This window comes from uncultured Slackia sp. (assembly GCF_934630525.1).
GTDB lineage: Bacteria > Actinomycetota > Coriobacteriia > Coriobacteriales > Eggerthellaceae > Slackia.
Genome location: NZ_CAKTVX010000001.1, coordinates 376,591 through 402,050 on the forward strand (window position 1 = coordinate 376,591; position 25,460 = coordinate 402,050).

At 56.7% G+C, this 25,460-nt stretch carries 22 protein-coding genes; 4 read left to right on the forward strand and 18 right to left on the reverse strand.

What is annotated here, in order from left to right:
• The first annotated feature begins 14 nt into the window (after positions 1-14).
• Positions 15-1,934: a heavy metal translocating P-type ATPase gene (locus Q0D41_RS01730; protein ID WP_294374262.1), complete on the forward strand. Its 1,920-nt coding sequence runs from the start codon at positions 15-17 to the stop codon at positions 1,932-1,934.
• A 97-nt stretch (positions 1,935-2,031) separates the two neighbouring features.
• Here Q0D41_RS01730 and Q0D41_RS01735 read toward each other — a convergent pair whose 3' ends face one another.
• Both Q0D41_RS01735 and rnhA read right to left on the reverse strand, forming a co-directional pair.
• Positions 2,032-4,683, reverse strand: coding sequence for a hypothetical protein (locus tag Q0D41_RS01735; RefSeq protein WP_294374265.1), 2,652 nt, complete (start codon positions 4,681-4,683; stop codon positions 2,032-2,034).
• Positions 4,684-5,385: 702 nt separating this feature from the next.
• Positions 5,386-5,862: a ribonuclease HI gene (gene rnhA / locus Q0D41_RS01740; RefSeq protein WP_294374268.1), complete on the reverse strand. Its 477-nt coding sequence runs from the start codon at positions 5,860-5,862 to the stop codon at positions 5,386-5,388.
• A gap of 152 nt (positions 5,863-6,014) precedes the next feature.
• Between rnhA and Q0D41_RS01745 the strand changes: the two genes are divergently transcribed.
• Together Q0D41_RS01745 and Q0D41_RS01750 are read left to right on the forward strand one after the other, a co-directional pair.
• Positions 6,015-6,689, forward strand: coding sequence for a hypothetical protein (locus Q0D41_RS01745; RefSeq protein WP_294374271.1), 675 nt, complete (start codon positions 6,015-6,017; stop codon positions 6,687-6,689).
• A gap of 1 nt (position 6,690) precedes the next feature.
• On the forward strand, positions 6,691-7,278 hold the full coding sequence (locus Q0D41_RS01750) for a zinc-ribbon domain-containing protein (RefSeq protein WP_294374273.1): 588 nt from the start codon (positions 6,691-6,693) through the stop codon (positions 7,276-7,278).
• A gap of 140 nt (positions 7,279-7,418) precedes the next feature.
• Here Q0D41_RS01750 and gdhA read toward each other — a convergent pair whose 3' ends face one another.
• From gdhA to Q0D41_RS01770, 4 genes are all read right to left on the reverse strand, one after another.
• The gene (gene gdhA / locus Q0D41_RS01755) at positions 7,419-8,774 is read right to left on the reverse strand and encodes an NADP-specific glutamate dehydrogenase (RefSeq protein ID WP_294374276.1); all 1,356 of its coding nucleotides are present in this window, start codon (positions 8,772-8,774) and stop codon (positions 7,419-7,421) included.
• Between the two features lie 258 nt (positions 8,775-9,032).
• Positions 9,033-9,476 carry a dUTP diphosphatase gene (gene dut, locus Q0D41_RS01760; RefSeq protein WP_294374277.1) on the reverse strand — a complete coding sequence of 148 codons (444 nt, stop codon included), beginning with the start codon at positions 9,474-9,476 and terminating at the stop codon, positions 9,033-9,035.
• A gap of 53 nt (positions 9,477-9,529) precedes the next feature.
• Entirely contained in the window at positions 9,530-9,979 is a 450-nt protein-coding gene (gene nrdR / locus Q0D41_RS01765; protein ID WP_114615568.1) for a transcriptional regulator NrdR, read from the reverse strand.
• A gap of 286 nt (positions 9,980-10,265) precedes the next feature.
• Positions 10,266-10,754, reverse strand: a complete 489-nt coding sequence (locus tag Q0D41_RS01770) for a hypothetical protein (protein ID WP_294374284.1) — start codon at positions 10,752-10,754, stop codon at positions 10,266-10,268.
• 19 nt (positions 10,755-10,773) lie between these two features.
• On the opposite strand from Q0D41_RS01770, the gene lexA reads away from it, so the two are divergent.
• Complete coding sequence (gene lexA, locus Q0D41_RS01775; protein ID WP_287538063.1) at positions 10,774-11,442, forward strand: transcriptional repressor LexA; 669 nt, start codon at positions 10,774-10,776, stop codon at positions 11,440-11,442.
• Positions 11,443-11,527: 85 nt separating this feature from the next.
• Here lexA and hflX read toward each other — a convergent pair whose 3' ends face one another.
• From hflX to Q0D41_RS01835, 12 genes are all read right to left on the reverse strand, one after another.
• Positions 11,528-12,823 (reverse strand): GTPase HflX, encoded by a 1,296-nt coding sequence (gene hflX, locus Q0D41_RS01780; protein ID WP_294374294.1) that lies wholly within the window; start codon positions 12,821-12,823, stop codon positions 11,528-11,530.
• A 9-nt stretch (positions 12,824-12,832) separates the two neighbouring features.
• The gene (miaA, locus tag Q0D41_RS01785; RefSeq protein WP_294374297.1) at positions 12,833-13,786 is read right to left on the reverse strand and encodes a tRNA (adenosine(37)-N6)-dimethylallyltransferase MiaA; all 954 of its coding nucleotides are present in this window, start codon (positions 13,784-13,786) and stop codon (positions 12,833-12,835) included.
• Positions 13,779-15,137, reverse strand: a complete 1,359-nt coding sequence (gene miaB, locus Q0D41_RS01790; RefSeq protein ID WP_294374300.1) for a tRNA (N6-isopentenyl adenosine(37)-C2)-methylthiotransferase MiaB — start codon at positions 15,135-15,137, stop codon at positions 13,779-13,781. Before miaB ends, miaA begins: the two co-directional genes overlap by 8 nt.
• A gap of 43 nt (positions 15,138-15,180) precedes the next feature.
• Positions 15,181-15,474, reverse strand: a complete 294-nt coding sequence (locus Q0D41_RS01795) for a stage V sporulation protein S (protein ID WP_123219119.1) — start codon at positions 15,472-15,474, stop codon at positions 15,181-15,183.
• A gap of 181 nt (positions 15,475-15,655) precedes the next feature.
• A complete protein-coding gene (locus tag Q0D41_RS01800) occupies positions 15,656-16,738 on the reverse strand; it encodes a sensor histidine kinase (RefSeq protein ID WP_294374304.1) in 1,083 nt (360 codons plus the stop codon).
• A 62-nt stretch (positions 16,739-16,800) separates the two neighbouring features.
• Positions 16,801-18,330 carry a ribonuclease Y gene (gene rny, locus Q0D41_RS01805; RefSeq protein ID WP_294374306.1) on the reverse strand — a complete coding sequence of 510 codons (1,530 nt, stop codon included), beginning with the start codon at positions 18,328-18,330 and terminating at the stop codon, positions 16,801-16,803.
• A gap of 240 nt (positions 18,331-18,570) precedes the next feature.
• A complete protein-coding gene (locus Q0D41_RS01810) occupies positions 18,571-19,425 on the reverse strand; it encodes a regulatory protein RecX (RefSeq protein WP_294374309.1) in 855 nt (284 codons plus the stop codon).
• A 43-nt stretch (positions 19,426-19,468) separates the two neighbouring features.
• Complete coding sequence (gene recA / locus Q0D41_RS01815) at positions 19,469-20,500, reverse strand: recombinase RecA (protein WP_294374312.1); 1,032 nt, start codon at positions 20,498-20,500, stop codon at positions 19,469-19,471.
• A 287-nt stretch (positions 20,501-20,787) separates the two neighbouring features.
• On the reverse strand, positions 20,788-22,002 hold the full coding sequence (gene pgsA, locus Q0D41_RS01820; RefSeq protein WP_294374318.1) for a CDP-diacylglycerol--glycerol-3-phosphate 3-phosphatidyltransferase: 1,215 nt from the start codon (positions 22,000-22,002) through the stop codon (positions 20,788-20,790).
• Positions 21,992-23,332, reverse strand: a complete 1,341-nt coding sequence (gene rimO, locus Q0D41_RS01825; protein WP_294374321.1) for a 30S ribosomal protein S12 methylthiotransferase RimO — start codon at positions 23,330-23,332, stop codon at positions 21,992-21,994. The genes pgsA and rimO overlap by 11 nt, the downstream gene beginning before the upstream one ends.
• A 17-nt stretch (positions 23,333-23,349) precedes the next feature.
• On the reverse strand, positions 23,350-23,847 hold the full coding sequence (locus Q0D41_RS01830) for a YajQ family cyclic di-GMP-binding protein (protein ID WP_123219125.1): 498 nt from the start codon (positions 23,845-23,847) through the stop codon (positions 23,350-23,352).
• A 33-nt stretch (positions 23,848-23,880) separates the two neighbouring features.
• A complete protein-coding gene (locus Q0D41_RS01835; protein ID WP_294374325.1) occupies positions 23,881-25,452 on the reverse strand; it encodes a RodZ family helix-turn-helix domain-containing protein in 1,572 nt (523 codons plus the stop codon).
• Between the last annotated feature and the right edge of the window lie 8 nt (positions 25,453-25,460).

Consider the following 25,460-nt stretch of genomic DNA (forward strand, 5'->3'; position numbering starts at 1 on the left):
GGTGGATTATTGCCATGAATAAGAAATTGAGGCGCTGGAGAAAGCGCATTGTTCTTGCGCTCGTTTCGTTTGCGCTGATATTCGCTTTAACGGAGCTGTTGCCCCTTTCCGTTTGGCTCGGCAGCGAACGCAATGCGGTGTATGCGGAATTCGTGCTGTACCTTATTCCGTATGCGATTGCCGGCTACGACGTTCTTCTCAAAGCGGCGCGCAATATCAAAAACGGCCAGGTGTTCGACGAGAATTTCCTTATGGCCGTTGCGACGATCGGCGCATTTTCGCTCGTATTCTTCCCCGACTCCGGCCCCCATATGGCCGAAGGCGCAGCGGTTATGCTGTTTTACCAGGTGGGCGAGCTGTTCCAGCAATACGCGGTCGGCAAAAGCCGCAAATCGATCGCGGCGATGATGGACATTGCCCCCGATTTCGCGAACGTGCGTAACGCGAACGGCGATTTGGAGCAGGTTGACCCCGATAGCGTTGCTGTTGGCAGCGAAATCATTGTAAAGCCGGGCGAGCGCGTGCCGATTGACGGCATCGTTGTGGAAGGATCTTCCCAGCTCGACACGGCCGCCTTAACCGGCGAGAGTGTGCCGCGCGCCATCGAAGCGGGCAGCGAAGTGGTCTCTGGCTGCGTGAACCTCACAGGATTGCTTACCATTAAAACAACGAAGCCCTTTGGCGAGTCAACAGTGAGTCGTATTCTTGAGCTGGTCGAGAACGCTGCCGAAAAGAAGGCCCATACCGAGAATTTCATCACGCGCTTCGCTCGTTATTACACGCCTGCAGTATGCGGAGTCGCGCTCGCGTTGGCGGTGCTTCCTCCCCTGCTCGGCTTCGGCGCGTGGAGCGATTGGGTTTTCCGCGGACTTACGTTCCTCGTAGTGAGCTGCCCATGTGCGCTTGTCATCAGCGTTCCGCTTTCGTTTTTCGGCGGTATTGGTGGCGCGAGCAAGCTTGGCATTTTGATCAAGGGCAGCAATTACTTGGAGTCGCTTGCCTCGGTCGATACGGTCGTGTTCGATAAAACCGGTACGCTTACGAGCGGTACCTTCGGCGTTGTTGCTGTTCATCCCGCAGAAGGCGTCGAAAGCGATCGCCTGCTTGAGCTGGCGGCTCATGCCGAAGCGTATTCCGACCATCCTATCGCGATGTCGGTAAAACAAGCGTACGGCGAGCGTGTCGACGAAGCCCGCGTGTCGAATGCGAGTGAGGTAAGCGGGCGTGGCGTACAGGCTGAAATCGACGGCGCGCACGTGAGCGTTGGCAACGACAAACTCATGGCGAGCCTCGATATTGATGCCAGCAACTGCGAGCTCGTCGGAACGATGCTGCATGTTGCGGAAAACGGAAAATACCTGGGTCATATCGTTATCGCCGACATGGTGAAAGACGATGCCGCCAAAACTATCGCCGACCTGCATGCAGCGGGCGTGACCAAAACGGTGATGCTGACCGGCGATGCGGAAGAAGTCGCCCGTTCCGTTGCCACGACGCTTGGCCTGGATGAATTCCACGCCAAGCTTCTGCCCCAAGACAAGGTCGCGGAAGTTGAGCGCTTGCTGGATGAGGAAAGCAAGAAAGGCAAGCTTGCCTTCGTAGGCGACGGCATCAACGATGCGCCCGTGCTCACCCGCGCCGATATCGGCATTGCGATGGGCGCGATGGGCTCCGATGCTGCCATTGAGGCGGCCGACATCGTGCTCATGGACGATAAGCCGTCGAATATCGCGAAAGCGATTCGTTTGTCGCGCAAAACCATGGGTATCGTATGGCAGAACATCGTGTTTGCCTTGGGCGTGAAGCTTGCCGTGCTCGTGCTTGCCGCCGTGGGCATCGCGAATATGTGGATGGCGGTGTTTGCCGATGTGGGCGTGGCAATTCTGGCCATTCTTAACGCCATGCGCTGCATGAACGTGAAGAAGTTCCAGTAACCGTCGCGTGGGCCAATGAAACCCTGCAAACAATAAGCCCCAGATTGCCAGCAGCATCTGGAGCTTTCTTTTGGTCTGGGACCCGACGGCTTTTGCGCTACATCGTCACATTCAAGGCGCGAAGCGCGGGGACGATCGCATCGTCGCGAGAGATGCGAACTGCCGCCGCCGCCAAAATACAGCCGAGGGAAACCGCCGACGAGTCAATCGTTTCTCTCGCGGCAGCAAGGAGGAATTCGGCGTTTTCGGTCAAAGCATTCAAGGGGACGCCGTGTGCTTGAAGAATCGCCTCGTCCTCCTCAACACTGTGGCGTTTAAGGCCCTTCACCGACGAGAGCAGCTCGTCGAGTTCAGCTTTCGCCTCGGCGGCCATGTAGGAATTAAGCATGCTGCAGCGTTTATAGCAAGCGACCGCGGCATCGTACTTCTCGAGTTTCCAGAACGAATACGCGAGCCAATAGAACGCGAGTCCGGCGTCGTCGACCTTCCATGTGACTTCGAGCGCCTTGCAGCACATCTTCACTTCGTTTTCGTAGTCGTCTTTCATGAAGTACGCTCGAGCCGCGCGTAAGTACGAATAGGCGCGTGCCGGAGAGAGCTCTATACAGCGTTGCGCATGCCTGAGCGCCTCATCGGCGCCTGTAATCGTCGTTGTGAGCTCTTGTGCAAGGGAATCGTGCGCAAGAAACACTTCGTCGGCAAGAGGGCTCACGATGCGGCCTTTCGCGTCGTCGAGGCATCGTTTCGCATAAATCGCGCGCGTTTCGTAGCTGTCAAAATAGCGATAGCATACGCGCGAGGTGTCGCTGAAACCGTCAATGGCATCGCCTTGCGCGGCTAATTCCTCAAGGAGCCCAATGGCAGCCGGATCGTCGTCGCGCATGAGCGACGAAGCGCGCATCATGGCGGGCTTAAGGCCGTATGCATCCATGAACGCTTCCTTCACCTCGAGAAACGACGTTTCCCCTAAAGAGCCTTCGGAGAATGCGGCCAAAAGCCTATTGCAAATGTCACGCACAAGCAAATCTTCCGTGCGGTCATGAATCTGCTTCAAGGCGAGCTCGGCGTTTTCGACGCCAGCATCAAGCGCGGCTGAAACCTCATCGGCATACGCGCGCCGCTGGCCGTCTTCGAAAATGGACATGCGCATGGGACAATCAACATGGAGCATGTCGCGCGCCTTTTCATTGAATGGCGTGGTGTCGATTGCCACCAATCGCTCAAAGCTCGATTTAAAAGCGTCCTGGCCAAGAGAGAAAAGTTTATCAATGCGGCGGAGCCCATTATCGCCTTCGAGGTTGAAACGCGCATTGAACCTCGAAAGGGTCTCGAAGGGTTCCTTGAATGCATTCGCCTCGCTTGCCGAATATGCCTCGCAGAGCGTTTTGCGGTCGAATTCAGCAGAAATTACGATGTCGTCCCTCTTTCCGTCGCGCAGGCAATTCACGCAAACCTTTTCAATTGAGGCCGAGGCGTGAAATGCGCTCGACGCGGCCAAAAGCGCAGCATGCGCGGCATAGCGCGCCTCAGTCGCGTTCAATTCAAAAGAGGTATACGGTAGATAATCGTCAACATCGCTGTCCCAATGAGTTTGCGCCATGGCGAATTTGCAGGGTACGGCAAGATTAAAGCCGACTTCTGTGCATGCTTCGTTCAGGCAAAACTCATAGGGAATGCGGTAGGGCGCGCGCCACAACTCCCCCGCTTGGGCAATTGCGATGTGGGTATCCCAACGTCCTGTTGTTTCAAGCGGCGTATTCGGATCGGGCGCTTGCACACAGAGGTATTCGACGAAGGAATCGGCGAGTTTCGAAATCTCTTCTTCGGTTTGCTCGAATGTGTCGTCCTCTTCGCTTTCGAGGAAGTTGGACACCATGAGGAATCTGTTGAGGGCTCCTTCAGCGCGCAACAGCTTGTGACGTATCTCGCGCGTGGCGTCGCACGAGGCGAAAGCGCCATCTTCCAAACATTCGGTTTGCGTGTTGTACACGAAGTCGAGAAAGAACAGGTTCGAGTATCGCGACGTGCGAATGAGGCGAGCATTCGGCCCCTCGGCCGCCCCTTCGACCGTTAAAGCGTCGCCGGAGATACCGACGAGGCCGCTGTCGCGCAGGCCGTTCACCAAAAATCGCTCAATACCGCGCGCACGTTCGGGGTTTTCGGTCCATGACGTCTCCGCTTCCAGGACCTCTCGATTAATCGCGTCAAAAAAATCGGATTGCTGGAATCGTGAAAACACGGCGGCCAAATCGAAAGCCTCATTGGGCATGGCCCCATGGGCGCTCGAATCGCCCGATGCGGATTTGGGCTCCCACTCGGTGCAGCGCGCAAATTCGACGAACGCGAGATAGGCGATCGACATAAACTCAAGGTAGCGCAATGGGTTTGCGACTTCGAATTTCCCAGGGAACGAATCGTCTATTGCCGTGTAGCTGAACTCGGCTTTCCTGGTGTTTTCGACGTTCGCGACCCTGGCTTCGGCAACCGTTCGACGCGAGCCATCGCCGAGAAACACATCCAAACGTGCCGGTGACGTGGCGTCGGCGTTTTCGTTGTTGGCCCCCGCCGATTCGACGTTGTTCTCACAGGTGTACACAACTAAATCGGGGTCGCGCAGCGGTTCTTGGTCGAGGGGTTCATCGCAGGAATACGCTCGACCGAACCAATCGATATACGCAACGATGCGCGCCTTGCTCGTATTCGCTGGATTGTCAAAAGCGGCAACGTAGCACGCTCCGCCCTTAGGCATGGCGAGGCCGCTCGAGATGTAACCATACGTTGCACCCGAAGGCATCAAGGGAACGCAGCGAAGTACATCGCGTTTTGCAAAAAAGCTGAGTTTTACGGGAGATCCCATCGACGAGCACCTCTTTGATGTGGGTCGAAATTTCGACCGTCGTTTCAGTTCGAACATTATACCGCTCGAATAGAGTACAGGCTGCCCTCTGCGATATGCCGTTTTGCACACATCTAAGCATCTATGGTGCGTCTAAAACCCCGCATGACCGCTGCCCGTTAAATAGAACCGTCTCCCGCGAAACCAGCATCGCAGAGTCAAGATTGGAAATGATACAACTATAGTAGGTATTGAAGAAAAGACGATTTCGCAGATGAAACGCGTAGTGACGCGATGGGTGGCGCAATAAGGGGAATGTTCGAGCGCGCCCTGGGGAGAAGGAGCAAGCATGGGCACAACCGCAGAGGAGCCGCGCAGCATGCATTCGCATGAGACCGGGCATAGGCTCACGGCAGATGAAGCGGCCTTTTTGAAAGAATTCCTCCTTGATTCGCCGCAATTCGTCGTTGTTGGCGATGAAGGGACGAAATCCAAGAAGCATTCTCAGTCGAAGAAAAATAAAACATAAGAAAAAGGAGGCACTTCGCCTCCTTTTTCTTATGCTGAAATCGCCAAGCCTCATCGGCTCATGGTACATGTGCCTCATGTGCCCAATTAAGCCTGGAAACCTTCGTCCTTAATCCTTCCTTCGCCATCGGCCGCCGTCGTTGCAAGTTCATCGCAGCGTTCGTTTTCAGGATGCCCCGCATGACCTTTCACCCAATGAAACGTGACGTTATGAGGCTCTTTCGCCTTCAGGAGACGCTTCCAAAGATCGGCATTTTTCACGGGCTCCTTCTTTGCGTTTTTCCAGCCTCGTTTGAGCCATCCTTCGACCCAATGCTGGTTGAAGGCGTTCACCACGTATTGGGAGTCCGAGATGACGTCAATCTCGCAAGGACGTTTAAGCACTTCAAGAGCGGCGATAACGCCCAAAAGCTCCATGCGATTGTTGGTCGTGCAATCGAACCCCTGCGAAAGTTCCTTCACATGCAGTTTTCCAGAGGGATCGGTGTAATGCAGAACCGACCCGTATCCTCCCGGCCCCGGGTTTCCGCGCGATGATCCGTCGGAATAGATGGTTACATGCATGAGCGGCCTTTCTTCTTAAGCTCAAATTCGCATTTTGGTCAGATGATGGTAACACGTATACACGTTTGACGAACGATGCCATCGAAAAGGCAACAAGAGAGCATGCCGCGCCTTCGTGAAGGTACAATCATCGAGGTATCGAAAGGAACGTTATGCAGATTATCGTTATAGCCGTTGTTATCATCGCACTTGTCGCGTGGGCCGTTGTGAAAAACGACGAGATGTCCGGTTTGGGACGGAATGTGAAAACGGGCACCCTGCGACACCCGCATGGAAAACTCGTTCGCGCAAAGGCGACAACGGCCATGGCCGAAGAGACTCCCCTTGCCAATCGCATTAAGCGTTCGATGCCGCTCATCTCTTCTGTTGCCATTATTGCCGTATGCTTGGTGCTGTATGTGTGCGATTTCACGGTATTGGGCCATTCGAGTTCGCAGCTCCTCGCCACGCTTTCCTCAACGGGTATCGTTGCTTTGATTATCGCAGCTGAAGCAACGCTACGCGCGCCGGAAGACGCCCGAACGTTCTGGACGTATGTCTACGCCCTTGTTGCGGGAGTTGTATGCGCCCTTGTTGTGTGGGAAGTTGTTGCCGCAGCTGCTTCTATGTCGTTTAGTGAGGAATCGACCTTGCTTGTCTACGGCATTGTGACGTGCGTTTGCTACATGCTTGGCTCTGGTGCATGTGTAGCGCTGCTGCCGAGCAAGGTGACGTTTGAACGCACCTTCGAAGATGGCGCAAAACGTTCTATTACGGTTTCGACACGAAGCGCGGCCTATTCTGCTTACGTTGCTATGATGGAGCCATCACCTACGAAGGAGGACTAGCATGGGCTTTATGGACGATTTGAACGATATGTTCAACAAGAGCGCGGCTGCAGCTGGCGATATGCTCAATAAGGGCGCCTCCGCCGCGGGACGCATGGCCGATAGCGCGAATCTGCGTTTTAAGCAGGGCGAAATCGATCGTCGTTGGAAAGATGCCTGCGCCGCTTTGGGCGAAAGCGTGATAGAAGCGGTCAAAGCCGACCCCGCCCTTTTGTCGGGTCGCGAGCAAATGATGGCCGACCTCGATGCAATCGCCAAAGAACGAGCCGATGTCGCCGACGAACTGCAGCGCATCGCAGCGGAAGCAGAAGCCGCCCGTCGTGCAGGACGAGTGAAAACATGTCCCGAGTGCGGAGGCGAGGTTGGCATCGATGCGAAGTTCTGCATGCATTGCGGTTACCCGATGCCTATCGACGTTCAGCCCGAGCCTGCTGCGCCCGTATCGACTGAAGCGGAAAGCGGCAATGAGCCAGCCGCCGAAAAGGCAGCCCAAAGTGAAGTCGAAGTAACCGAGGGCGCACCCTCAGGCGAAGCTTCCGATGCGCCTAAAGCCGAGGCCAATGCTGCGAGCGAGTGCAAAGCCGAATAGGAGCCGCTCAAGGTTTTGCCATTCTGCAGAATCCGCTATTCCGAATGCTGGAACATTGACGTTCGGTCTCTTAGTTTAGGAAACAAAAAAACGCAGGCCATATGACCTGCGTTTTTTGATTAATTCAAGAAATCGCTTTTTTAGCAAACGCCCTGAGCGATCATGGCGTCGGCGACTTTTTCAAAGCCAGCGATATTAGCGCCCATGACGAAGTTGCCTTCGTGGCCGTACTTCTTGGCGGTGTCGTCAACGTTATGGAACATACCGCGCATGAGCTGCTCGAGCTTGCCATCGACTTCCTCGAAGCTCCAAGAGAGATGCTCGGCATTCTGGCTCATTTCGAGACCAGAAACGAGCACGCCGCCCGCATTCGCTGCCTTGCCGGGCATGAAAGCAACGCCGTTCTCGAGGAAGTAGTTGGTCGCCTCGATGGTAGACGGCATATTGGCGCCCTCGCCTACGACCTTGCAGCCGTTGGCCACAAGCGCCTGAGCGTCTTCGAGGAGCAGGGTGTTCTCGCGAGCGCACGGAAGCGCGATGTCGCAAGGAAGCTGCCATACGCCACGGCCGTCTTCGGCATGCCAAATAGCATTCGGACGCTCGTCGAGATACATGGCGAGCGTAACGCCCTTGTCGTGGCCAGAACGCTTCTTGTTGTAAACGTTCTCGAGCACCTTGTAGTCGATGCCCTCGGAGTCTTCAACCCAACCATGGGTGTCGGAGCACGCAAGCACCTTGCCGCCGAGCTGGGAAACCTTCTGAACAGCGTAAATCGCAACGTTGCCGGAGCCGTGAACGACGACATTCTTGCCCTCGAACGAATCGCCGTTCGACTTCAGATATTCGTCAACGAAGTACACCAGGCCATAACCCGTGGCCTCGGTGCGAGCGAGCGAGCCGCCAAACGAGAGGCCTTTGCCGGTAAGCACGCCGGTCCACTCGTTGCGAATGCGCTTATACTGGCCGAACATATAGGCAACTTCGCGGCCGCCAACGCCCAGGTCGCCCGCAGGAACGTCGGTGTTGGGACCGATGTGGCGGCACAGCTCAGTCATGAACGACTGACAGAAATGCATAATTTCGTTGTTCGACTTACCCTTGGGGTCGAAGTCGGAACCGCCTTTGCCGCCGCCCATTGGAAGCGTGGTGAGGCTGTTCTTAAGAATCTGCTCCAGGCCCAGGAACTTCAGCATGCCGAGCGTAACCGTGGGGTTGAAGCGAAGGCCACCCTTGTAGGGGCCAATGGCGGAGTTGAACTCGACGCGATAGCCGCGATTGACCTGGACCTTACCAGAATCATCGACCCAAGGAACGCGGAACATCACGACGCGCTCAGGCTCGACAAAACGCTCGAGCAGAGCGTTCTCTTCATATTCGGGATGAGCATCGAGCGCAGGGCCAAGCGTGCTCAGGATTTCCGTGGCTGCCTGAATGAATTCGGGCTGGTCGGCGTTCTTGGCCTTGAGCTCTTCAAGGATTCGTTCGGCGTAGGACATGCAATTCTCCTTTACGCAATACTAATGCGGGTCGGCCAAGGCCGCAGGACGCCTAATGCGTCTCCCCTTCTGATGAGGTTAGCATACGTGGCGCGTGTTTCGTGAATGTTACGCATTGCGAGAAAGTTTCGAGTGCAGTAAAAATATCGAACATTTCTACCGTTTGCCCCGTGAGCAATACCGTTTAAGAAAAACGGCCAGAGGCTTGCGCGACGCGAAGAGCTCTGGCCGTTTCGAAGGTATAAAAGGTGCAAGCGTTTATTGGACGCCGGAGCTGCCGAAGCCGCCGCAGCCGCGTTCGGTTTCGTCGAGCGCGTCAACGACGTTCCACTCGACATTCTCGACTTTTTGAATGACAAGTTGGGCGATTCGATCGCCCGGTGCGACTTCAAAAGTTGAATGCGCGTCAAGATTGATAAGCGCAACTTTAAGCTCGCCGCGATAATGGCTATCGATGAGGCCGGGGGTATTGAGCACGGTAACGCCCTGCTTAATCGCAAGGCCGCTGCGGGGCTGAACGAAACCCGCATATCCTTCAGGGATTGCAATCGCAAGGCCCGTGGGTACAAGTGCGCGTTCAAACGGGGCAAGAGTCGCAGGTTCTACGGCGCGCAAATCAACGCCGGCGTCACCAGGATACGCGTACGATGGAACTACCGCATCATCACGAAGTTTGGTAATGGGAATAGTGAGAGATGCCATTTTGCCAACTTTCCTATTGTTCATGCAGCGCATATGAAGCGAGCTGGAATCGCCTATTGAAGGCCTTCGAGTGCTTCGCGGAACTCTTCAACGGTTTGAAAATCTTTGTAGACGCTCGCGAATCGGATATAGGCAACATCATCGAGGCCGCGCAGATGCTCAAGAACGATATCGCCAAGATCTTTCGATTTGATCTCGAGGCGGCCTGCGGCACGAAGCTCAGCTTCAATGTCGTCGATAATTTCCGCTTTCTTTTCGTTCGGGATATTGGGGCGCTTAGCGCACGCGATGCTAATGCCGCGATAAAGCTTCTCGCGGTCAAAGACTTGCGTCGTGCCGTCAGATTTCACAACGATAATTGGGTTATCACCGAGGCGTTCGTAGGTCGTAAAACGGTTTCCGCATTTCAGGCATTCACGACGACGGCGAATTGAGTTGAACTCATCGGAGGGACGAGAATCAACGACTTTAGATTCGGGGTGGCCACAAACGGGGCAGCGCATATGCCCTCCAATCATACCCACCTCGCACAGAGCGAAGCAAGCGTACGAATCGACAATATGTCGTTCATGATACACGCTTGAAGCGAAAGCCGCCGAAACGAAAAAGAATATACACGATAAGTAAGAGCGCGCGGCGAACCGTAAAACCCGAATCGACCCACCGTAAAGTTGCATATAACGCCAGGCGATCGAGTACGGCGACAGATGCATTGTCGCAATGGGAACGACGTACGCAGCGCCACGCCGTCGCTTAATGCAGCAAAAACGACGGCGGGCGAAGATGGAGCTAAATCGCGATAACGAAAAGCGTTGCAAGAAACGCGACGAACCCTGCGGCAGTAAGCTTCGAAAACGAGGGCGCAGCTTTGATCGACGCATGGTTAGCGACGGTTTCGTTGTTGGGACCAAGAAGCTCGAATGCGCCAAGAGCACGTATCGAAAATGCAAGATCGTCGCGGAACGTTGCCGTTGAAGCGCTTTGAACATGAGGAGCGTACGCGCGGGCATTTGCTTCGCTGCGACGCGTTGCTCCCTGCGTATTTGCTTCAGACGCGAGAACGGAACGACGGTCGACCGGAATAATGCGAGCCCCATGTTCGATTTTGCGCGCCGCGGTGCCATCAAAGAAATCGGCCTGGTCATATGAGGGATAAGCGGGCTTTGCGCTGTTAACAACCGTTTTCATGACAACTCCTTCGAATAGCACTTGCAACGAACCTTTGTTCGTGGTTATAATAAATCGCACAAAAGTTCGTGTCAATGATTTTTCAAACATTTGTTCGACAGGAGTTCGCATGGGCGCCGAAGAGGTCAAGAACACCAAGAAAATAACGAAGAAGCAAAAGGCTGTGCTTGATTTCATCGAACAGCAAATCGATGAAACGGGCATTGCCCCTACAGTTCGCGATATTTGCGACGGGTTAGGCCTCTCCTCGCCTTCTACCGTGCATGTGCATTTGAAAACGCTCGAGGAAAAGGGCTACATCCATCGCGACCCTTTGAAGTCTCGATGCATTACCATCGTGGGTCGCGAGCAAAAGGCGAAAGAACCCGAGCTCGAACCAGTCGGTGCCGGGGCGTTTTCCGATGTGGTCTCGCTTCCCGTTGTTGGTAACGTTGCTGCGGGTTTGCCCATTCTTGCCGAGCAGAACGTAACGGAAACCATTCCCCTGCCCGTCGAAATTGTGGGAGATTCAAGCTCGTTCCTCTTGAAGGTTCGCGGCGATTCCATGATCGAAATCGGCATCAACGATGGCGATTATGTTGCCGTGAAAGAACAACCCACCTGCAACAACGGCGATATCGTGGTCGCCATTGTCGACGATGGCGCAACGGTGAAGCGCTTCTATAAAGAAAAGGGTCACGTGCGTTTGCAACCCGAAAACTCATCGATGGAGCCCATCATCGTGCGCGAGAACGTCTCCATCGCCGGCAAAGTCGTCGCGGTCTTTCGTCGTCTCTAAATCGCTGCAACCTTAAATCGTAGCAAGAATTACGCAGGCCCCTGGTGCTCCGTTGTCCAACGAAGTACCAGGGGCCTTACATTTCTCACGAAGCTTTATAGGGCTCAAATTGCCTCAATAAATCGCGAGGAATGCGAACCGTGAGATTCGCTCCATCTTCATCAAACACCTCAGCTATGATGGTGCATTTCGAGTGAGCGAGCGATACCAAATCGCCGCGCGAAAACGGCACAACGACATTCATAGTTTCTTCCGTAGCCGTAGCGGCGCGCGCGATGGCCTCGATAAGCTCGTCGCACCCCTGCCCCGTTGCCGCCGACACGAACACCGCACCTGGGTGCAATCGAGCAAGCGCCGCCGCCTGCGTGTCATCGACCAAATCGATTTTATTGAACACGGTGATGCGCGGAATGGTTTGCGCATCGATTTGCTGCAGGGTTTCCTCGACAGCCTTCATTTGCATTTCGCGCTCGGGCGACGATGCATCGATCACGTGTAGCACCAAATCGGCGCCACGAATTTCGTCGAGCGTGCTCTTGAACGCCTCGACGAGCGTCGTGGGAAGTTTTTGGATGAAGCCGACGGTATCGGTAAGCGTGACTTCGCGGCCTTCGGGCAACACGAGCTTGCGCGTGGTCGAATCGAGCGTGGCAAAAAGCTTGTCATAGGACAGCACGTCGGCACCGGCGAGGCGGTTTATCAGGCTCGATTTGCCCGCATTCGTGTAGCCTGCCTCGGCGATTTTGAATACGCCCGATGCATAGCGCGCGCTTCGTTGCGTTTCACGCATGCGCGAAACTTGCTCGAGCTCGCGGCGAATCGACGTGATGCGCTTGCGTACCATGCGACGGTCGACCTCAAGCTGGCTTTCGCCCTCGCCGAAGCGCGAGCCTACGCCGCCGCCCATGCGATTGCTCGCCAAATGCGCCCACATGCCGCGCAAACGCGGCAGCAGGTACTGGTTTTGTGCCAGACGCACCTGCAGACGACCCTCTTTCGTGGTGGCATGCAGCGCGAAAATATCAAGAATGAGTGCCGTTCGGTCAATGACCTTCACATCCTTCGGCACGACCTTTTCCAAATTGCTCTGCTGCGACGGCGTGAGTTCATCGTCGAAAATCACGATATCAGCCGCATACGCATGGCACATTTCGGCGATTTCTTCCGCCTTGCCCGACCCGACGAATGTGCGCGGGTTTGGTGCATCGAGCTTTTGGTAGGTGGTCGCAACCACTTCGGCGCCCGCCGTGTCGGTCAAACGCGCGAGTTCCTCAAGAGACGACGTGAGCGTTGAGGCATCGTCGCCCTTGAGTTGAATGCCAACGAGAATGGCGCGTTCGCAACCCTCGTCCATCGTAGAAAGTGAATCGGCGAAAGACACGCAGGCCTCCTAGAGCAACTGTTGAATTTCATCGGCCATGCGCGCGACGTCGCCATCGTCTGCGGCGACCCAACGCACCCGCTCGTCATGGCGCCACCATGAACGCTGGCGTTTCGCATAGCGCCTCGTAGCAAGCTTGATGGCCTCGGAGGCTTCTTCCATGGAACAACGGCCTTCGAGCGCGGCGACTACTTCTTTATATCCAATAGCCTCACGCGCCGTGAGCGCCTCGGTGAAGCCTTGCTCGCAAAGCGCGCGAACCTCATCGACGAGCCCCGCTTCGAACATGCCGTCGACTCGTGCGTCGATGCGCTTTTTCAAAAGCTCCGGATCAACCGAAAGCCCGAAAAAGAGCGCAGGCACCACCTGGCCGAGCGTGGCAAGCCCTTTGTGCTGCGAGGCGTACGAAACGCCGTCGAGCTCGAGCATCTCGAGCGCACGCACCACGCGTTTAGAGTTGTTGGGATGAATGATGGCGGCGCTTTCCGCATCGCGCTCGTTGAGCGCATCCCAAAGCGCCTGGGAGCCATGCTCGGCCAAAAACGCGGCCCACTTCTCGCGCACGGGGTTGCCTACCTGCTCGCCCGACGCGAAATCGTAGTCGTCAATTGCGGCCCGCACATAGAACCCCGTGCCGCCCGCGAGCACACAGCGCTTGCCGCGCGCATCGATGTCGGCGAAACATGTTCGCGCGTATTCCTGGAACAGCGACGCCGAATATGCCTCGCCCGGCTTGCGAATATCAAAACCCCAGTGCGGTACCACGCGCTCGGCCGCGGGCAGTTTACCCGTGCCAATATCCATGCCTTCATAAATTTGCATGGAGTCGGCCGATACCACTTCCCCATTTACGCGACGTGCGATTTCCTGCGCGACATCGGTTTTGCCCGACGCCGTGGGTCCCACAATAACGATAACGGGCTGCGACAGCTCAAGAGCCGGCTTTCCGCTCGTCTTAGGCATCGACGACCTCGCCCGACAAATACCAGGTGAGCGATTCGTCGATGCGTACCTTCACAATGGTGCCCTCTAGCTCGTCGATGGTTTTACCAGCGGGAATGGGCGCATGCACGGTCACATTGTGCGGGCTGCGGCCCGCAAGCACGTCTTCATCGCGCTTCGACGTGCCCTCGACAAGCACATCGAGCACGCGGCCGGTAAAGCGCTGGTTTTGCTCATGGGCGCCTTCCTGCACGATGTCGACAAGCTCGTCGAAGCGGCGCTGAATGGTTTCATGCGGCGTTGGATCGTCTATTTTTGCCGCCGGCGTGCCTTCGCGCTTCGAGTAGATGAACGTGAACACCTGGCCATAGCCCACCTCGCGCACAAGGTTCGCCGTGGCCTGGAAATCTTCCTCGGTTTCGCCCGGGAAGCCCACGATGATGTCGGTCGAAAGCGCCACATCGGGGTTGGCTGCGCGTACTTTGCGCACGAGCTCGCGATAGTGGTCGGCGGTATAGCGGCGGTTCATGGCCTTGAGCACGCGATCGCTGCCCGACTGAACCGGCAAATGCAGCGCGGGCATGAGGTTGGGCAGCTCGCCGAACAGCGCAATGACCTCGTCGGTCAAATCTTTCGGATGCGAGGTTGCGAAGCGAATGCGCTCGACGCCCGTGGCGGCCACCGCGCGCAGCACGTCGGCGAAGCGCGGCTCGCCATACAAATCGCGCCCGTAGGAGTTCACGTTTTGGCCGAGCAGCGTGATTTCCTTCACGCCATCGGCAACAAGCGCCTGCGCTTCGGCGGCCACGTCTTCGATGGTGCGCGATTTTTCGCGGCCGCGCACGTAAGGCACAATGCAATAGGTGCAGAAGTTGTTGCAGCCCGAGGTAATGGGCAGCCATGCGGCCCATGTGTGCACGCGCTTGCTGGGCAGGTCGGTGGCGAATTTCTCGCTGGCCTCGTACACTTCGGCCTGGTGTCCCTTGCCCACCAGCACCGACTCAATAAGGCGTGGCAAGCGATCGATATTCTGCGTGCCGAACACCACATCGACATGAGGCAGTTTTTCCATGAGCTTCGCGCCGTCGCGCTGGCCGATGCAGCCGCCAATGCACACGATGCGCTTGTCGAGCTTGCTACCCTGCGGAAGCGGAATGTTCTTCATCGAGGCGACCTGGCCCATAAGGCGCGTATCGGCGGCTTCGCGCACGCAGCACGTCACGAATACGACGATTTCAGATTCTTCGAGCTCGGGCACCTGAATCGCGCCGAGCGATTCGAGCATGCCCGCGATTCGCTCGGAATCGTGTTCGTTCATTTGGCAACCGAAAACTTGCAGGAAAAAGGTCTTATCGGAAATGGGAGACAGCATACAGCGAGCTACCTCTTTCTATAGAGATCTGTTGTACGGGTATTTACGAGCGGCGTTCGACGTTGAAGCGGATGGCGGTGCGATATTCGCCATCGATCACGATATCGGCAAACGACGGCGCGCAAACGATTTCGATGCCGATGGGCGACAGAAAGCCGCGAGAAATCGCGATGGCCTTCACCGCCTGGTTCACTGCACCCGCGCCGACCGATTGAATTTCTACGCACGAACCGTCTTTAATCATGCCGGCAATGGCGCCAGCGACCGATGCAGGTGACGATTTCGACGATACCTTCAAGCAGCCTGCATGCTGCCCGTTTTCAAAATGCTCTGGCATGTGCGTCCTTCTACGATGTTTAGAGTGCGTTATGTTGCATGTATGCCTTAGGGGCTCAAGCATCTTTTTATCTGGCCGATTGTACCGCATAGAGCGGCTGAACTGCGCGTGAGCACGCTTGAGCCACATTACTCACACGCGGGAATGTGCGGTTCAATGGGCAATGTTGCCCAAAGCTGCCCTAAAGCTTCGAAAGCGGGAAAGCCACGTGCACGCTATCGCCCGATATTCGTATTGAGGGCTCAACGTCGGCTTCGAGGTAATACGATTCGGCGAATTCGGCATACGCCTTCTTCAACGCCGAGGAAAACGATTCCAAATCGTCGGGCGCAATTTTGAGGCCGCGAAAGTCGCGGTTCGCGGAAGCAGTTGGCTTTGCGGCCTTTTTCGTTGATTCCAGCTCGCCCTCGCGCACGCGATCGAGCGTTTCGAGAAGCGGCGCGAGCGGAGCTATTTCCCCTGCAAGAATGCGGTGTGCGCTGCGCGTAGACATATCGATGCCGAGGGCCTGAGCGCCATCGACCAGCGAGGCGGCATCGCGCATAAGGCCAAGACGCTTGATGGGCGCGGCGGTTTTCACGGAATCGTCCGCGCCAAGGAACTGGCGGCCGAATGCGTACATTGTCGCCGCGCAATCGATGAGACTGCCGAGATACGTTGTGCACACGTCTCGATTGGCGAGCGCGAATTCCGATGCGCATTTCAAAATGCTATGCGGGCCCGACCCAACGGTCCACGTTCCGTCGCTTTGCTTCACGAGCGACGGTGGCGTGCTCTGGTCGCTTTTCTCGGGCGTTTTAGCGCAATCGAACTCGACAAGGAAAATGCTGCCCTTGCCTTCGACGGAGGCGATGCATTCTGCGCGCGCGGCATTTTCCCGAATGGAATAAAGCGCCATGCCACGCCCATGCACGCCCCAATCGTCCATGGTCATAGAATTGAGCTTCGAAGTCACACGAGGTTCGAATATTCGATCGCGCAAACGCTCTGGCACGCCATCGCCATCGTCGGCCATGACGATGCGCCGCATAGAGCCAGACCGCGACGTTCCAACGATGATCGTTCGGGCGTGGGCGTCGCGCGCATTGCGGAGCATTTCGATAACCGCATCTTCAACGCAGCGAATGTCCTGCTTCGCCTGGCGGCGCTCGGCTTCCGACACGCGCAGGCGAACGAAGCCATCGCCCAAATCGTCTTCAACGCGAAGCCTTGTACCAGCGGGCAGCGAGTCGAGAAATGCGGCAAGCTTTTCAGATTCGGACATAGTAAGCCCCTCGTACCATACAAAAAAGAGGCGCCAATATGGCGCCTCTTCAACGTTCGAAATTATTTCGCGTAGTCAACGGCGCGGCTTTCGCGGATAACAACCACCTTGACCTGGCCGGGATACTGCATTTCATCCTCGATTTGCTTGGCGATGTCATGCGCCAGAACAACGGCAGCAGCTTCATCGACCATTTCGGGAACAACCATAACGCGAATCTCACGACCCGCCTGCATGGCGTAGGTGCGTTCGACGCCCTTGTGGGCATTCGCGATTTCCTCGAACTTCTCAAGGCGCTTCACGTAGCTCTCAAGGCTTTCCTTGCGGGCGCCGGGGCGAGCAGCGGAAACAGCATCGGCGGCCTGGACCAAAACATCAAGCACGCTGTTCGGCTCGACATCGGCGTGGTGCGCCTCGATGGCGTGCACGATTTCTGGCTTTTCACCGAAACGACGAGCAAGGTCGGCACCGATCACGGCATGAGGGCCTTCGACTTCATGGTCGACGGCTTTGCCGAGGTCGTGCAGAAGGCCTGCGCGCTTAGCGGGAACGGGATCGAGACCAAGCTCGGAAGCCATAACGCCGCACAGATACGCGACTTCGAGCGAGTGGTTCAAAACGCTCTGGCCGAACGAGGTGCGGAAGCGCAGGCGGCCAAGCGTGCGAACGAGCTCGGGGTGCAAGTCGTGAATGCCGACGTCGAACGTCGCCTGCTCGCCAGCCTCTTGGATTTGCTGGTTTACGAGCTTTTCGGCCTTCGCATACATCTCTTCGATGCGAGCGGGATGAATGCGGCCGTCGGCGATGAGGTTTTCCATGGTGACGCGGCCAATTTCACGACGAACGGGATCGAAACACGAAATGGTTACGCACTCAGGCGTGTCGTCGATGAGCAGGTTCACGCCCGTAAGCTGCTCGAAGCTGCGAATATTGCGGCCTTCGCGACCGATAATGCGGCCCTTCAAGTCGTCGGACGGAATGTGGATGGTTTTCACCGTGGTTTCGGCCGTGTGATCGGCGGCGACGCGCTGAATTGCGAGGCTCAAGATCTCGCGCGACTTCTTGTCGGCTTCGGCCTTGGTGCGCTGCTCGGCCTCGCGAATAATGGCGGCGCTTTCATGCGTAACCTCATCGCGAAGGTTGTCGAGCAGTTCCTTCTTCGCCTCTTCGGGCGTCATGCCGGCGACATGCTCGAGGCGCACATTCACTTCTTGAATGGCACTGTTCAGATCGCGCTCGCGACGCTCGACCTGACCCTGCATGGAAGAGAGCTGATGCTCGCGGGCATCGAGGCTCTCGACACGGCGATCAACGGATTCCTCACGCTGAGAAACGCGGTTTTCGGCGGCACGAACTTCCTTCATGCGCTCTTTGTGCTCAGCCTGAGCCTCCTGCTTCATTTTGAACACTTCGTCTTTAGCTTCAACCACAGCTTCGCGGCGCATGGTTTCTGCCTGGCGCTTCGCCTCAGATACCACCTGTTCAGCCTCTTCATGGGCGCGTTTGGTGGACGAATTTGCGACGTAGCGGGTAATAAAATAGCCACCGGCGATGCCAACGGCCAAGCCGACGATCAAAAGTGCGATTTCCATCGGCCTCCCCTTTCTTCTAATTTCATATACGAAGACAGGCTGCCGGCAAAGAAAATGCCGGGCATATGCCTGGCATGAGTGAATACACAACAGTAGAGCTAACGCCGAGAAAGAGTTCGGCTATGCGATTGTTATATATCGAGAAAGCGCCTTGTGGGCGCTACTGCACTCAAGCCCTTTTATGATACACCGTGCTCGAGTGTTTTCCCTCCACCGTTTTGAAATAAATCGCTCAGCGCCTTAATTCTCCTCCATAAAACGACGAGTTGCCGCGCTCGCGACCGACGAGGAGTACCCTTTCGTCATGAGTTTGCGATATGCGGAGGCCCGAATATTTTTGGAACGCGGCGGTTTTCGGCGCAAAAGCGCGAGTGCGCGCTCGACTTCTTGCTCTTCATTAAACTCGCAACCAAACGAGCAACCAATGAGCCCATCTTCGTCATTGCTGGCGACGCGAAACGGATCGAAGTCACCGAGGGAAAAGAATTCATCGGGCCATCCAGGGATATCGGTTGCGGAAATTCCAGCCCGATCGAGTTCGTCTTCAATGCCCTTGCGACCGCGGCCTTGGGCGACGCGCGTACGAACAAGCACGGAGCCATAACGCACATCGTCGATGAGGCCGCAATCGAGGGCGCGCTGCACGGCGGATTCCGCCACTTGGCGCGAAAACCCATCGTGCACAAGCCGATCGATGAGCTCGCGAGAACCACGCTCTCGCGCACAGGCAAGGCGAGTGACTTTTTCGAAAGCCTTCGTTTCGTCTTCGGTGCGCTCGGCCATGATTGGCTCGAGGCTCAACGATGCATTCTGCAAACGCGAGCGAGCGCGAGACTTCGGCTGGAGCCTACTTTGGTCAAGCGAACCGAAGCGGGCGCTACTCGACTTGCAAGCAATGCAAGCCTCTTGCCCCGCGCCATCTACGTCACGCGAAGGCATGTCATGGGTGTAAGCTTGAGGTTTTTCCGCCTCTTGCTCTGTGCCGCCAGCGGCGCGGAAAGGCCCGCCATTGGCATGGGCTTGGGATTTCTTCAAAAGCTCTTCTGCATATTGCTTATCGATATACGGCATATCGGCCCCAATCGCTGCGCTCAAGAAAACGCCCGCTTCGCCATGGGCAAAAGCGGGCGTAAAAGGCTTATTCCTCGGTTTCGCTGAAGGGCTTGACCGTGGGGATCTCGAAATGGTCTCGAACCTTCTGCTCAATTTCGTCGCGAACATCGGGATGGGTGCGCAGCATTTCCTTGGCGGCCTCGCGACCCTGGCCCAGGCGATCTTCGCCATAGGTGTACCAAGCGCCGCTCTTTTTCACTACGCCAGCCTCGACGCCCATATCGATGATGCAGCCCTCGCGAGAGATGCCCTGACCATACATGATGTCGAATTCGGCCTGCCTAAACGGAGGCGCGACCTTATTCTTCACGACCTTGGCGCGCACGCGGTTACCCACAGCGTCGTTGGTTTTATTCTTGAGCGTTTCGATGCGACGAATATCGATGCGAACGCTCGAGAAGAACTTAAGAGCGCGGCCGCCCGTCGTGGTTTCGGGATTGCCGAACATCACACCGATTTTCTCACGGAGCTGATTGATGAAGATGCAGGTAGTATTCGACTTCGAAAGAGAACCGGCAAGCTTGCGAAGCGCCTGGGACATAAGACGGGCCTGAAGGCCAACGCTCGAGTCGCCAATTTCGCCTTCGATTTCGGCCTTAGGAACCAAAGCGGCTACGGAGTCGATGACAATGCAGTCGATAGCGTTGGAGCGAACGAGCATGTCACAGATTTCCAAGCCTTGCTCGCCCGTATCGGGCTGCGAGATGAGCACCTCGTCGATATCGACGCCCAAACGCGCGGCGTACGTTGGATCGAGGGCATGTTCCGCGTCGATGAATGCCACAACGCCGCCAAGAGCTTGTGCCTCGGCGAGAATTTGCAATGCGAGCGTCGTTTTACCGCTGGACTCAGGACCGTAAATTTCAACAATACGGCCGCGCGGAACGCCGCCAATGCCGAGCGCCGCATCGAGCGGCAAAGCGCCCGTAGGAATAGCGGCAACCTCAAGGTGTTCGGCATTGTTGCCGAGTTTCATGATGGCGCCCTTGCCGAACTTCTTCTCGATTCGCTCAGTCGTGAGCTCGAGCATTTTATCTTTGTTTTGAGTCTGAGCCATTACATCTCCTTGCCGCCGGCAGAGCCGGTTTATGTACCGCGCTCATTATTACGAACAGATGTTCTTACGTCAAGTGCGACGCGAAAATAATTCGCATCGTTGCGAAAGAAATCGTTGAACGAATTCAAGCACGCAAACCTTGCCGGAATCTTGCCCGGATGCCGCATTTTTAAAGGCGAACTATCGCCTATTTCTATCGGTTTCCCTTGAAGATTCCTATGCGTTTCCCTCAGTTTCCTCGCAGAATGCCCTCTAAAATGCCGCGTTTTCCCCGCGACAACAAGGCACTACAGCGCTTCGAGAAGCATTTCAAGTGCGGCCTGGGTCGCTTGCGCGCGCACGTTTTCGCGATTGCCCTTGAAATGGAATTCCTTCGCGAATGCGTTACCGTTGGAAGAGATGCCAATCCATACCGTGCCCACCGGCTTCCCGGGCTCCTCGCCACCAGGGCCCGCAATGCCCGTAACGGAGCACGCCACATCCGCGCCGAGCTCAGATGCCGCACCGCGCGCCATAGCTACGGCAACGTCTTCACACACGGCGCTGCCATCGATGAACGCAGTTTCAGGAACGTCGAGGCTCTTCATTTTCACGTCATTGACATAGCTCACCACGCCGCCGCGCACCACGGCCGAAGAACCCGGCACCTCGGTGAGCGATGCGGCGATAAGGCCGCCCGTGCAACTTTCGGCCGTTGCGACCGTCGCCTTCGCAGCGAGCGCCTTTTGCACGACAGCGCGTGCCGCTTCAACGCGAATCTCGCTGTCAAAATCGACTTCGGACTGCGCCGCAATATCGTCATTGTTGATGACGCGCGCGCGACCGCCCTTAGGCTTGAAACCAATGAGGTGGCGAGCCTTCCAAATGTAATCGGCCATAGAGATGATCGTGAGCACGAGGGCGGCCGCCATGACAAGCCAGCTCAGGATATAGAGCGTGACATTGAGCTCATGCGAAAGCATGCCCGTGATCGCGGGGCTTTCCTTCACGACGAACAGCACGATGGCGATCATTTGGAATACCGTCTTGAACTTGCCATACCACGAGGCGGCAATGACTTCGCCCTTGCTCGCGGCGACCATGCGCACGCCGCTTACGATGAATTCGCGGGCGACGATAATGAGCACGGGCCAACTCGGTAGCGACCCAAGTTCAATGAGCACGAGCAGCGCTGCAACGACGAGCACCTTGTCGGCCAAAGGATCCATGAATTTGCCGAAGTCGGTAACCTCGCCGCGAGAACGAGCGAGGTAGCCATCGAGCCAGTCGGTGCACGAGATCACGACGAAGATGATCGCGGCGATCCACGCCTTCCAGGGGTTGAGGAACGCAAGCCCAAAAGCGTCGGGCCATGGGCTAATAAGCGCCACGACAAAGACAGGTACCAGGCAAATGCGAATCATGGTGACGACATTCGCAGGGGTAAGAATCTTATCGACCGTGCCCTGACCCGCCGGCGTCGGCTTGCCAGAAGCGTAGGATTCTTTCGAATCAGGAGCCATGAACGACATCGCCTTCCATCTCGTACACAAGCGTATCGGTTATACGAACGCGCACAATGTCGCCGACTTCGCCTTCCTCCAAATACACCACGCCATCAACCTCGGGCGCCTGGCACATCGCACGACCGTAGAGCTGGCCGTCTTCCTCGCGTCCAAGCACGAGCACGTCCATTTCCTGGCCAATGCGCGCCGAGACGTGGGCTTCGCCAATCGCGTCCGAAATGTCGCGCAGGCTTTGAGCGCGCTCGATTTTGATGGCCTCATCGATTTGGCCATCCATTTCGGCGGCTCGGGTGCCCTCTTCTTGCGAATACGGAAAAACGCCGACGTAATCGAACTCGACCTCTTCGAGGAAGTTCTGAAGCACGTCGAAATCAACATCGGTCTCGCCCGGGAAGCCAGCGATGAGCGTGGTGCGCAACGTAATGCCCGGAACACGCTCGCGAATGCGCGCAACGAGCTCACGATGAGAGTTCTCGTCGCCACGACGGTTCATCGCACGAAGCACCGGCTTGCTCGCGTGCTGAAGCGGCATGTCGAGATACTTGCAGACGTTCGGCTTCGATGCGATAACGTCGAGCAACTCGTCGCTTACGCCCTGAGGCTCAATGTACATAAGGCGGAACCACGTTTGGGGGAACTCGTCGGCAAGCGTTGCAAGAAGCGCGGCGGTGTTGGAGGGCTCGGCGAAATCTTCGCCCCAGCGGCCCGTGTCTTGCGCGATGAGCGTAATTTCGCGCACGCCCGCCTCAACGCGTTCGGCGACCGAAGCGCGAACGGTCTCGAGCGGGAAGCTGTGGTAGCGCCCACGAATATACGGAATAGCGCAGAACGAGCAGAAGCGATCGCAGCCGTCTGAGATTTTTACATACGACGCGGGGGACGCCGCCCATGGCGATTGGGCATCGGCAGACGTCGACGCGCGAGGCGCCGCATCGCCCAGCACGCCCGCAAGCACCTCGACGATGTCGTCTTCCTTGCTGCACGGCACGAACGCCTGCGCCTCGCCAAGTTCGCTCGCCAAATCGTCGCCGTATCGCGCAGGCATGCAGCCTGCCACGACGAGCTTCGCGGACCCTTCGATGAAATTCGGCAGGTCGCATACCTCGAAAATAGCCTCGAGGCTCTCTTCGGTTGCGGCCTGAATGAACGAGCACGTGTTCACGACCACGACATCGGCCGTGGACGCGTCATCGCATACCTCATAGCCGGCCGCGGTCAGTCGTTTCGTCATTTCGGCGGTGTCAACTTCGTTTTTGGCGCAGCCAAGCGTCACGAAACACACGCGCGGCGCGCCCTGAGCCAAAACATTCACGTCAATGTTAGACATGCATATACCCTTTTGCGTTATCGATAGTTCACATACTGCAGAGGCTGGCCGTAATCTTGGCCCTTCAAAAAGGCAATCACCTCTTGCAGAGTGTCACGCGAAGCCGAGGAAACGCGCAGCTTATCGCCCTCGATGGTGACCTTGCACTTGAGTTTCGTGCCTCGAATGTCCTTCGAGATTTTGCTCGCGGTTTCCTTGTCGATGCCTTCGATGATCTCGGCGGTGCGACGAACGCTCTGACCTGCGGCGGGCACGATGTCGCCCCATTTCACAGCGGAAAGGTCGACGCCGCGCTTGATGAGCTTGCTGCCAATGACGTCGATAACCTGCTTGGCGACGAATTCCGCGGGAGCGGCGACAGTCAATTTGCGGCCGCCCTTGTCGAGGGTGATTTCCGCACCGGAATCTTTCAGGTCGTAGCGCTGTGCGATTTCTCGTTTCGCCTGGCCATACGCATTATCGACTTCTTGCATGTCGACGGTGGAAACAACGTCGAAGCTGGATTCTTTTGCCATGGTTTCCCTTTCTAAGAAAACAAGAGGTACGTGTTAGCCTTCAGTGGAGTTGGAAGTAGAGGCGCTGCTAGATGCGCCAGTCGTCGAGGAAGACGCGCTGCTCGCCGACGAGGCCGCGTCAGGATGGGCCTCGTTCCACGCCGCGAGAATGTCGCTGAAGTTCACCTCGTAGCGCAAAATGCCATTCGTGACATACTGCGACAAATCGACCGCTTGGCCATCGACCGTTACGGTAAGGCCATCGTACGGGCTCGCGACAATCGTGAGCGAGTCGGTTACGTCGTAGCTGTCAGACGCGCCGCCCGACAGGTTTTCGGCGACCAGGCAAGCATTGCCTTCGTAGATTTCGACATACGGCGTCTCGCCCTTCGCGACCGAATACGCAACAACAGCCTTTGTGGGAGCAGTTTCGGTCTTTTTGGTCGTCGTCTCCTTAGCCGTTTGCGAATCGGAGCTTTCAGAATCGGAAGACGAATTCGACGAAGAGCTCGATGGCGAAGATTCAGGAAGCCCCGTGATGTTCATCGGCGTGCTTTGCTGGGCGCTCGACGTTGCTTTCGAGCCAACGCCATTCGCCAAGAAAGCGATAACAACGACGAGCAGCAAGATGATGATGCCGGCAATGAGGAACGGAAGCTTTTCGCCTATGCCCGATTTGTTTGTCCCAAGATTGCGTGGGGCGGCATACACGCTGATTGAGTGTTCTTCGGGAAGCGCCGAACGCCTCGATTGGCGCGGCATGTAGGTTTCTTTTTCTTCATCCTCGGAACGGCGCAGCCTGCGCGTAGAGCCTGCGGCCGCCGGATTCGAACGACGAGAAGAAGGACGCGCAGGAGCATCGTCAAGGCGACGCGTGCGCTCAGGGCTATCGCCCGCCGCCTGTTGACGCGTGTGGTTATAGAGGCCCTGGCCATACGCATTGTATGAACCAACATGCACCGCTCCCGCGCGGCGGCTATGCGAAGTCGAGGGCGGACGTTGCGCAATGGCGCGTTCGGCCGAGGACAGTTCACGGGATTCGGCTGCGCCACGATCGATATCGTCGAACAGGCCCGTATCAAACGACGAGCCGCCGAACGAACGCGACTGGGAGGGGCGCGACGGCGAGCCGGTCGCACGAGAAGACTTGTTCGAACGCTGGGAATCGAGTCCCAGGCGACGTGCGCGGTTTCGCGAGCTTTCCGCTTCAATCGCCGCATAATCGTTGGGAAGCGCGTCATCGCGCGACACGCGATCCGCCGCTGCGGCGCGCGCCTGCGAACGCTCGTCGGCATGAATTTCTTCACGCAAACCATGATGGCGCCTGCCCGAAGGCATGTCGAAACCAGTCGGGCGAATATTCTTACGAGCTCGCTCGACTTGGTCTTGATATTGCTGCGACAAATAGGCATCGACGAGATTCGTGGGATTGAGGCCCAGATACCGCGCATATGCGTTGATCATATTGCGCGAATAGCCGCGCGGGGGCATGTTGGACAAGTCCCCCGCCTCAATAGACTCCAAAATATCGGGGCGAATGCGCAGCTTGCGGGCGACGGACATCAAATCTTCGCCCGAACGCTCGCGCGCTTCACGCAGAATATTGCCGAAATTCGATTCGTTCACTCTTACTC

Excerpts from the sequence above, each read along its gene's own strand:
- dut (WP_294374277.1), bottom strand. The coding sequence starts at position 9,476 with ATGGCATCTCTCACTATTCCCATTACCAAACTTCGTGATGATGCGGTA.
- miaB (WP_294374300.1), bottom strand. The coding sequence starts at position 15,137 with ATGCTGTCTCCCATTTCCGATAAGACCTTTTTCCTGCAAGTTTTCGGT.
- Q0D41_RS01735 (WP_294374265.1), bottom strand. The coding sequence starts at position 4,683 with ATGCCTAAGGGCGGAGCGTGCTACGTTGCCGCTTTTGACAATCCAGCG.
- Q0D41_RS01830 (WP_123219125.1), bottom strand. The coding sequence starts at position 23,847 with ATGGCAAAAGAATCCAGCTTCGACGTTGTTTCCACCGTCGACATGCAA.
- recA (WP_294374312.1), bottom strand. The coding sequence starts at position 20,500 with ATGGCTCAGACTCAAAACAAAGATAAAATGCTCGAGCTCACGACTGAG.
- lexA (WP_287538063.1), top strand. The coding sequence starts at position 10,774 with ATGGGCGCCGAAGAGGTCAAGAACACCAAGAAAATAACGAAGAAGCAA.
- nrdR (WP_114615568.1), bottom strand. The coding sequence starts at position 9,979 with ATGCGCTGCCCCGTTTGTGGCCACCCCGAATCTAAAGTCGTTGATTCT.
- Q0D41_RS01750 (WP_294374273.1), top strand. The coding sequence starts at position 6,691 with ATGGGCTTTATGGACGATTTGAACGATATGTTCAACAAGAGCGCGGCT.
- rny (WP_294374306.1), bottom strand. The coding sequence starts at position 18,330 with ATGGAAATCGCACTTTTGATCGTCGGCTTGGCCGTTGGCATCGCCGGT.
- Q0D41_RS01795 (WP_123219119.1), bottom strand. The coding sequence starts at position 15,474 with ATGCCAGAGCATTTTGAAAACGGGCAGCATGCAGGCTGCTTGAAGGTA.
- Q0D41_RS01730 (WP_294374262.1), top strand. The coding sequence starts at position 15 with ATGAATAAGAAATTGAGGCGCTGGAGAAAGCGCATTGTTCTTGCGCTC.
- miaA (WP_294374297.1), bottom strand. The coding sequence starts at position 13,786 with ATGCCTAAGACGAGCGGAAAGCCGGCTCTTGAGCTGTCGCAGCCCGTT.
- pgsA (WP_294374318.1), bottom strand. The coding sequence starts at position 22,002 with ATGGCTCCTGATTCGAAAGAATCCTACGCTTCTGGCAAGCCGACGCCG.
- Q0D41_RS01800 (WP_294374304.1), bottom strand. The coding sequence starts at position 16,738 with ATGTCCGAATCTGAAAAGCTTGCCGCATTTCTCGACTCGCTGCCCGCT.
- gdhA (WP_294374276.1), bottom strand. The coding sequence starts at position 8,774 with ATGTCCTACGCCGAACGAATCCTTGAAGAGCTCAAGGCCAAGAACGCC.
- Q0D41_RS01745 (WP_294374271.1), top strand. The coding sequence starts at position 6,015 with ATGCAGATTATCGTTATAGCCGTTGTTATCATCGCACTTGTCGCGTGG.
- rnhA (WP_294374268.1), bottom strand. The coding sequence starts at position 5,862 with ATGCATGTAACCATCTATTCCGACGGATCATCGCGCGGAAACCCGGGG.
- Q0D41_RS01770 (WP_294374284.1), bottom strand. The coding sequence starts at position 10,754 with ATGTTTGAAAAATCATTGACACGAACTTTTGTGCGATTTATTATAACC.
- rimO (WP_294374321.1), bottom strand. The coding sequence starts at position 23,332 with ATGTCTAACATTGACGTGAATGTTTTGGCTCAGGGCGCGCCGCGCGTG.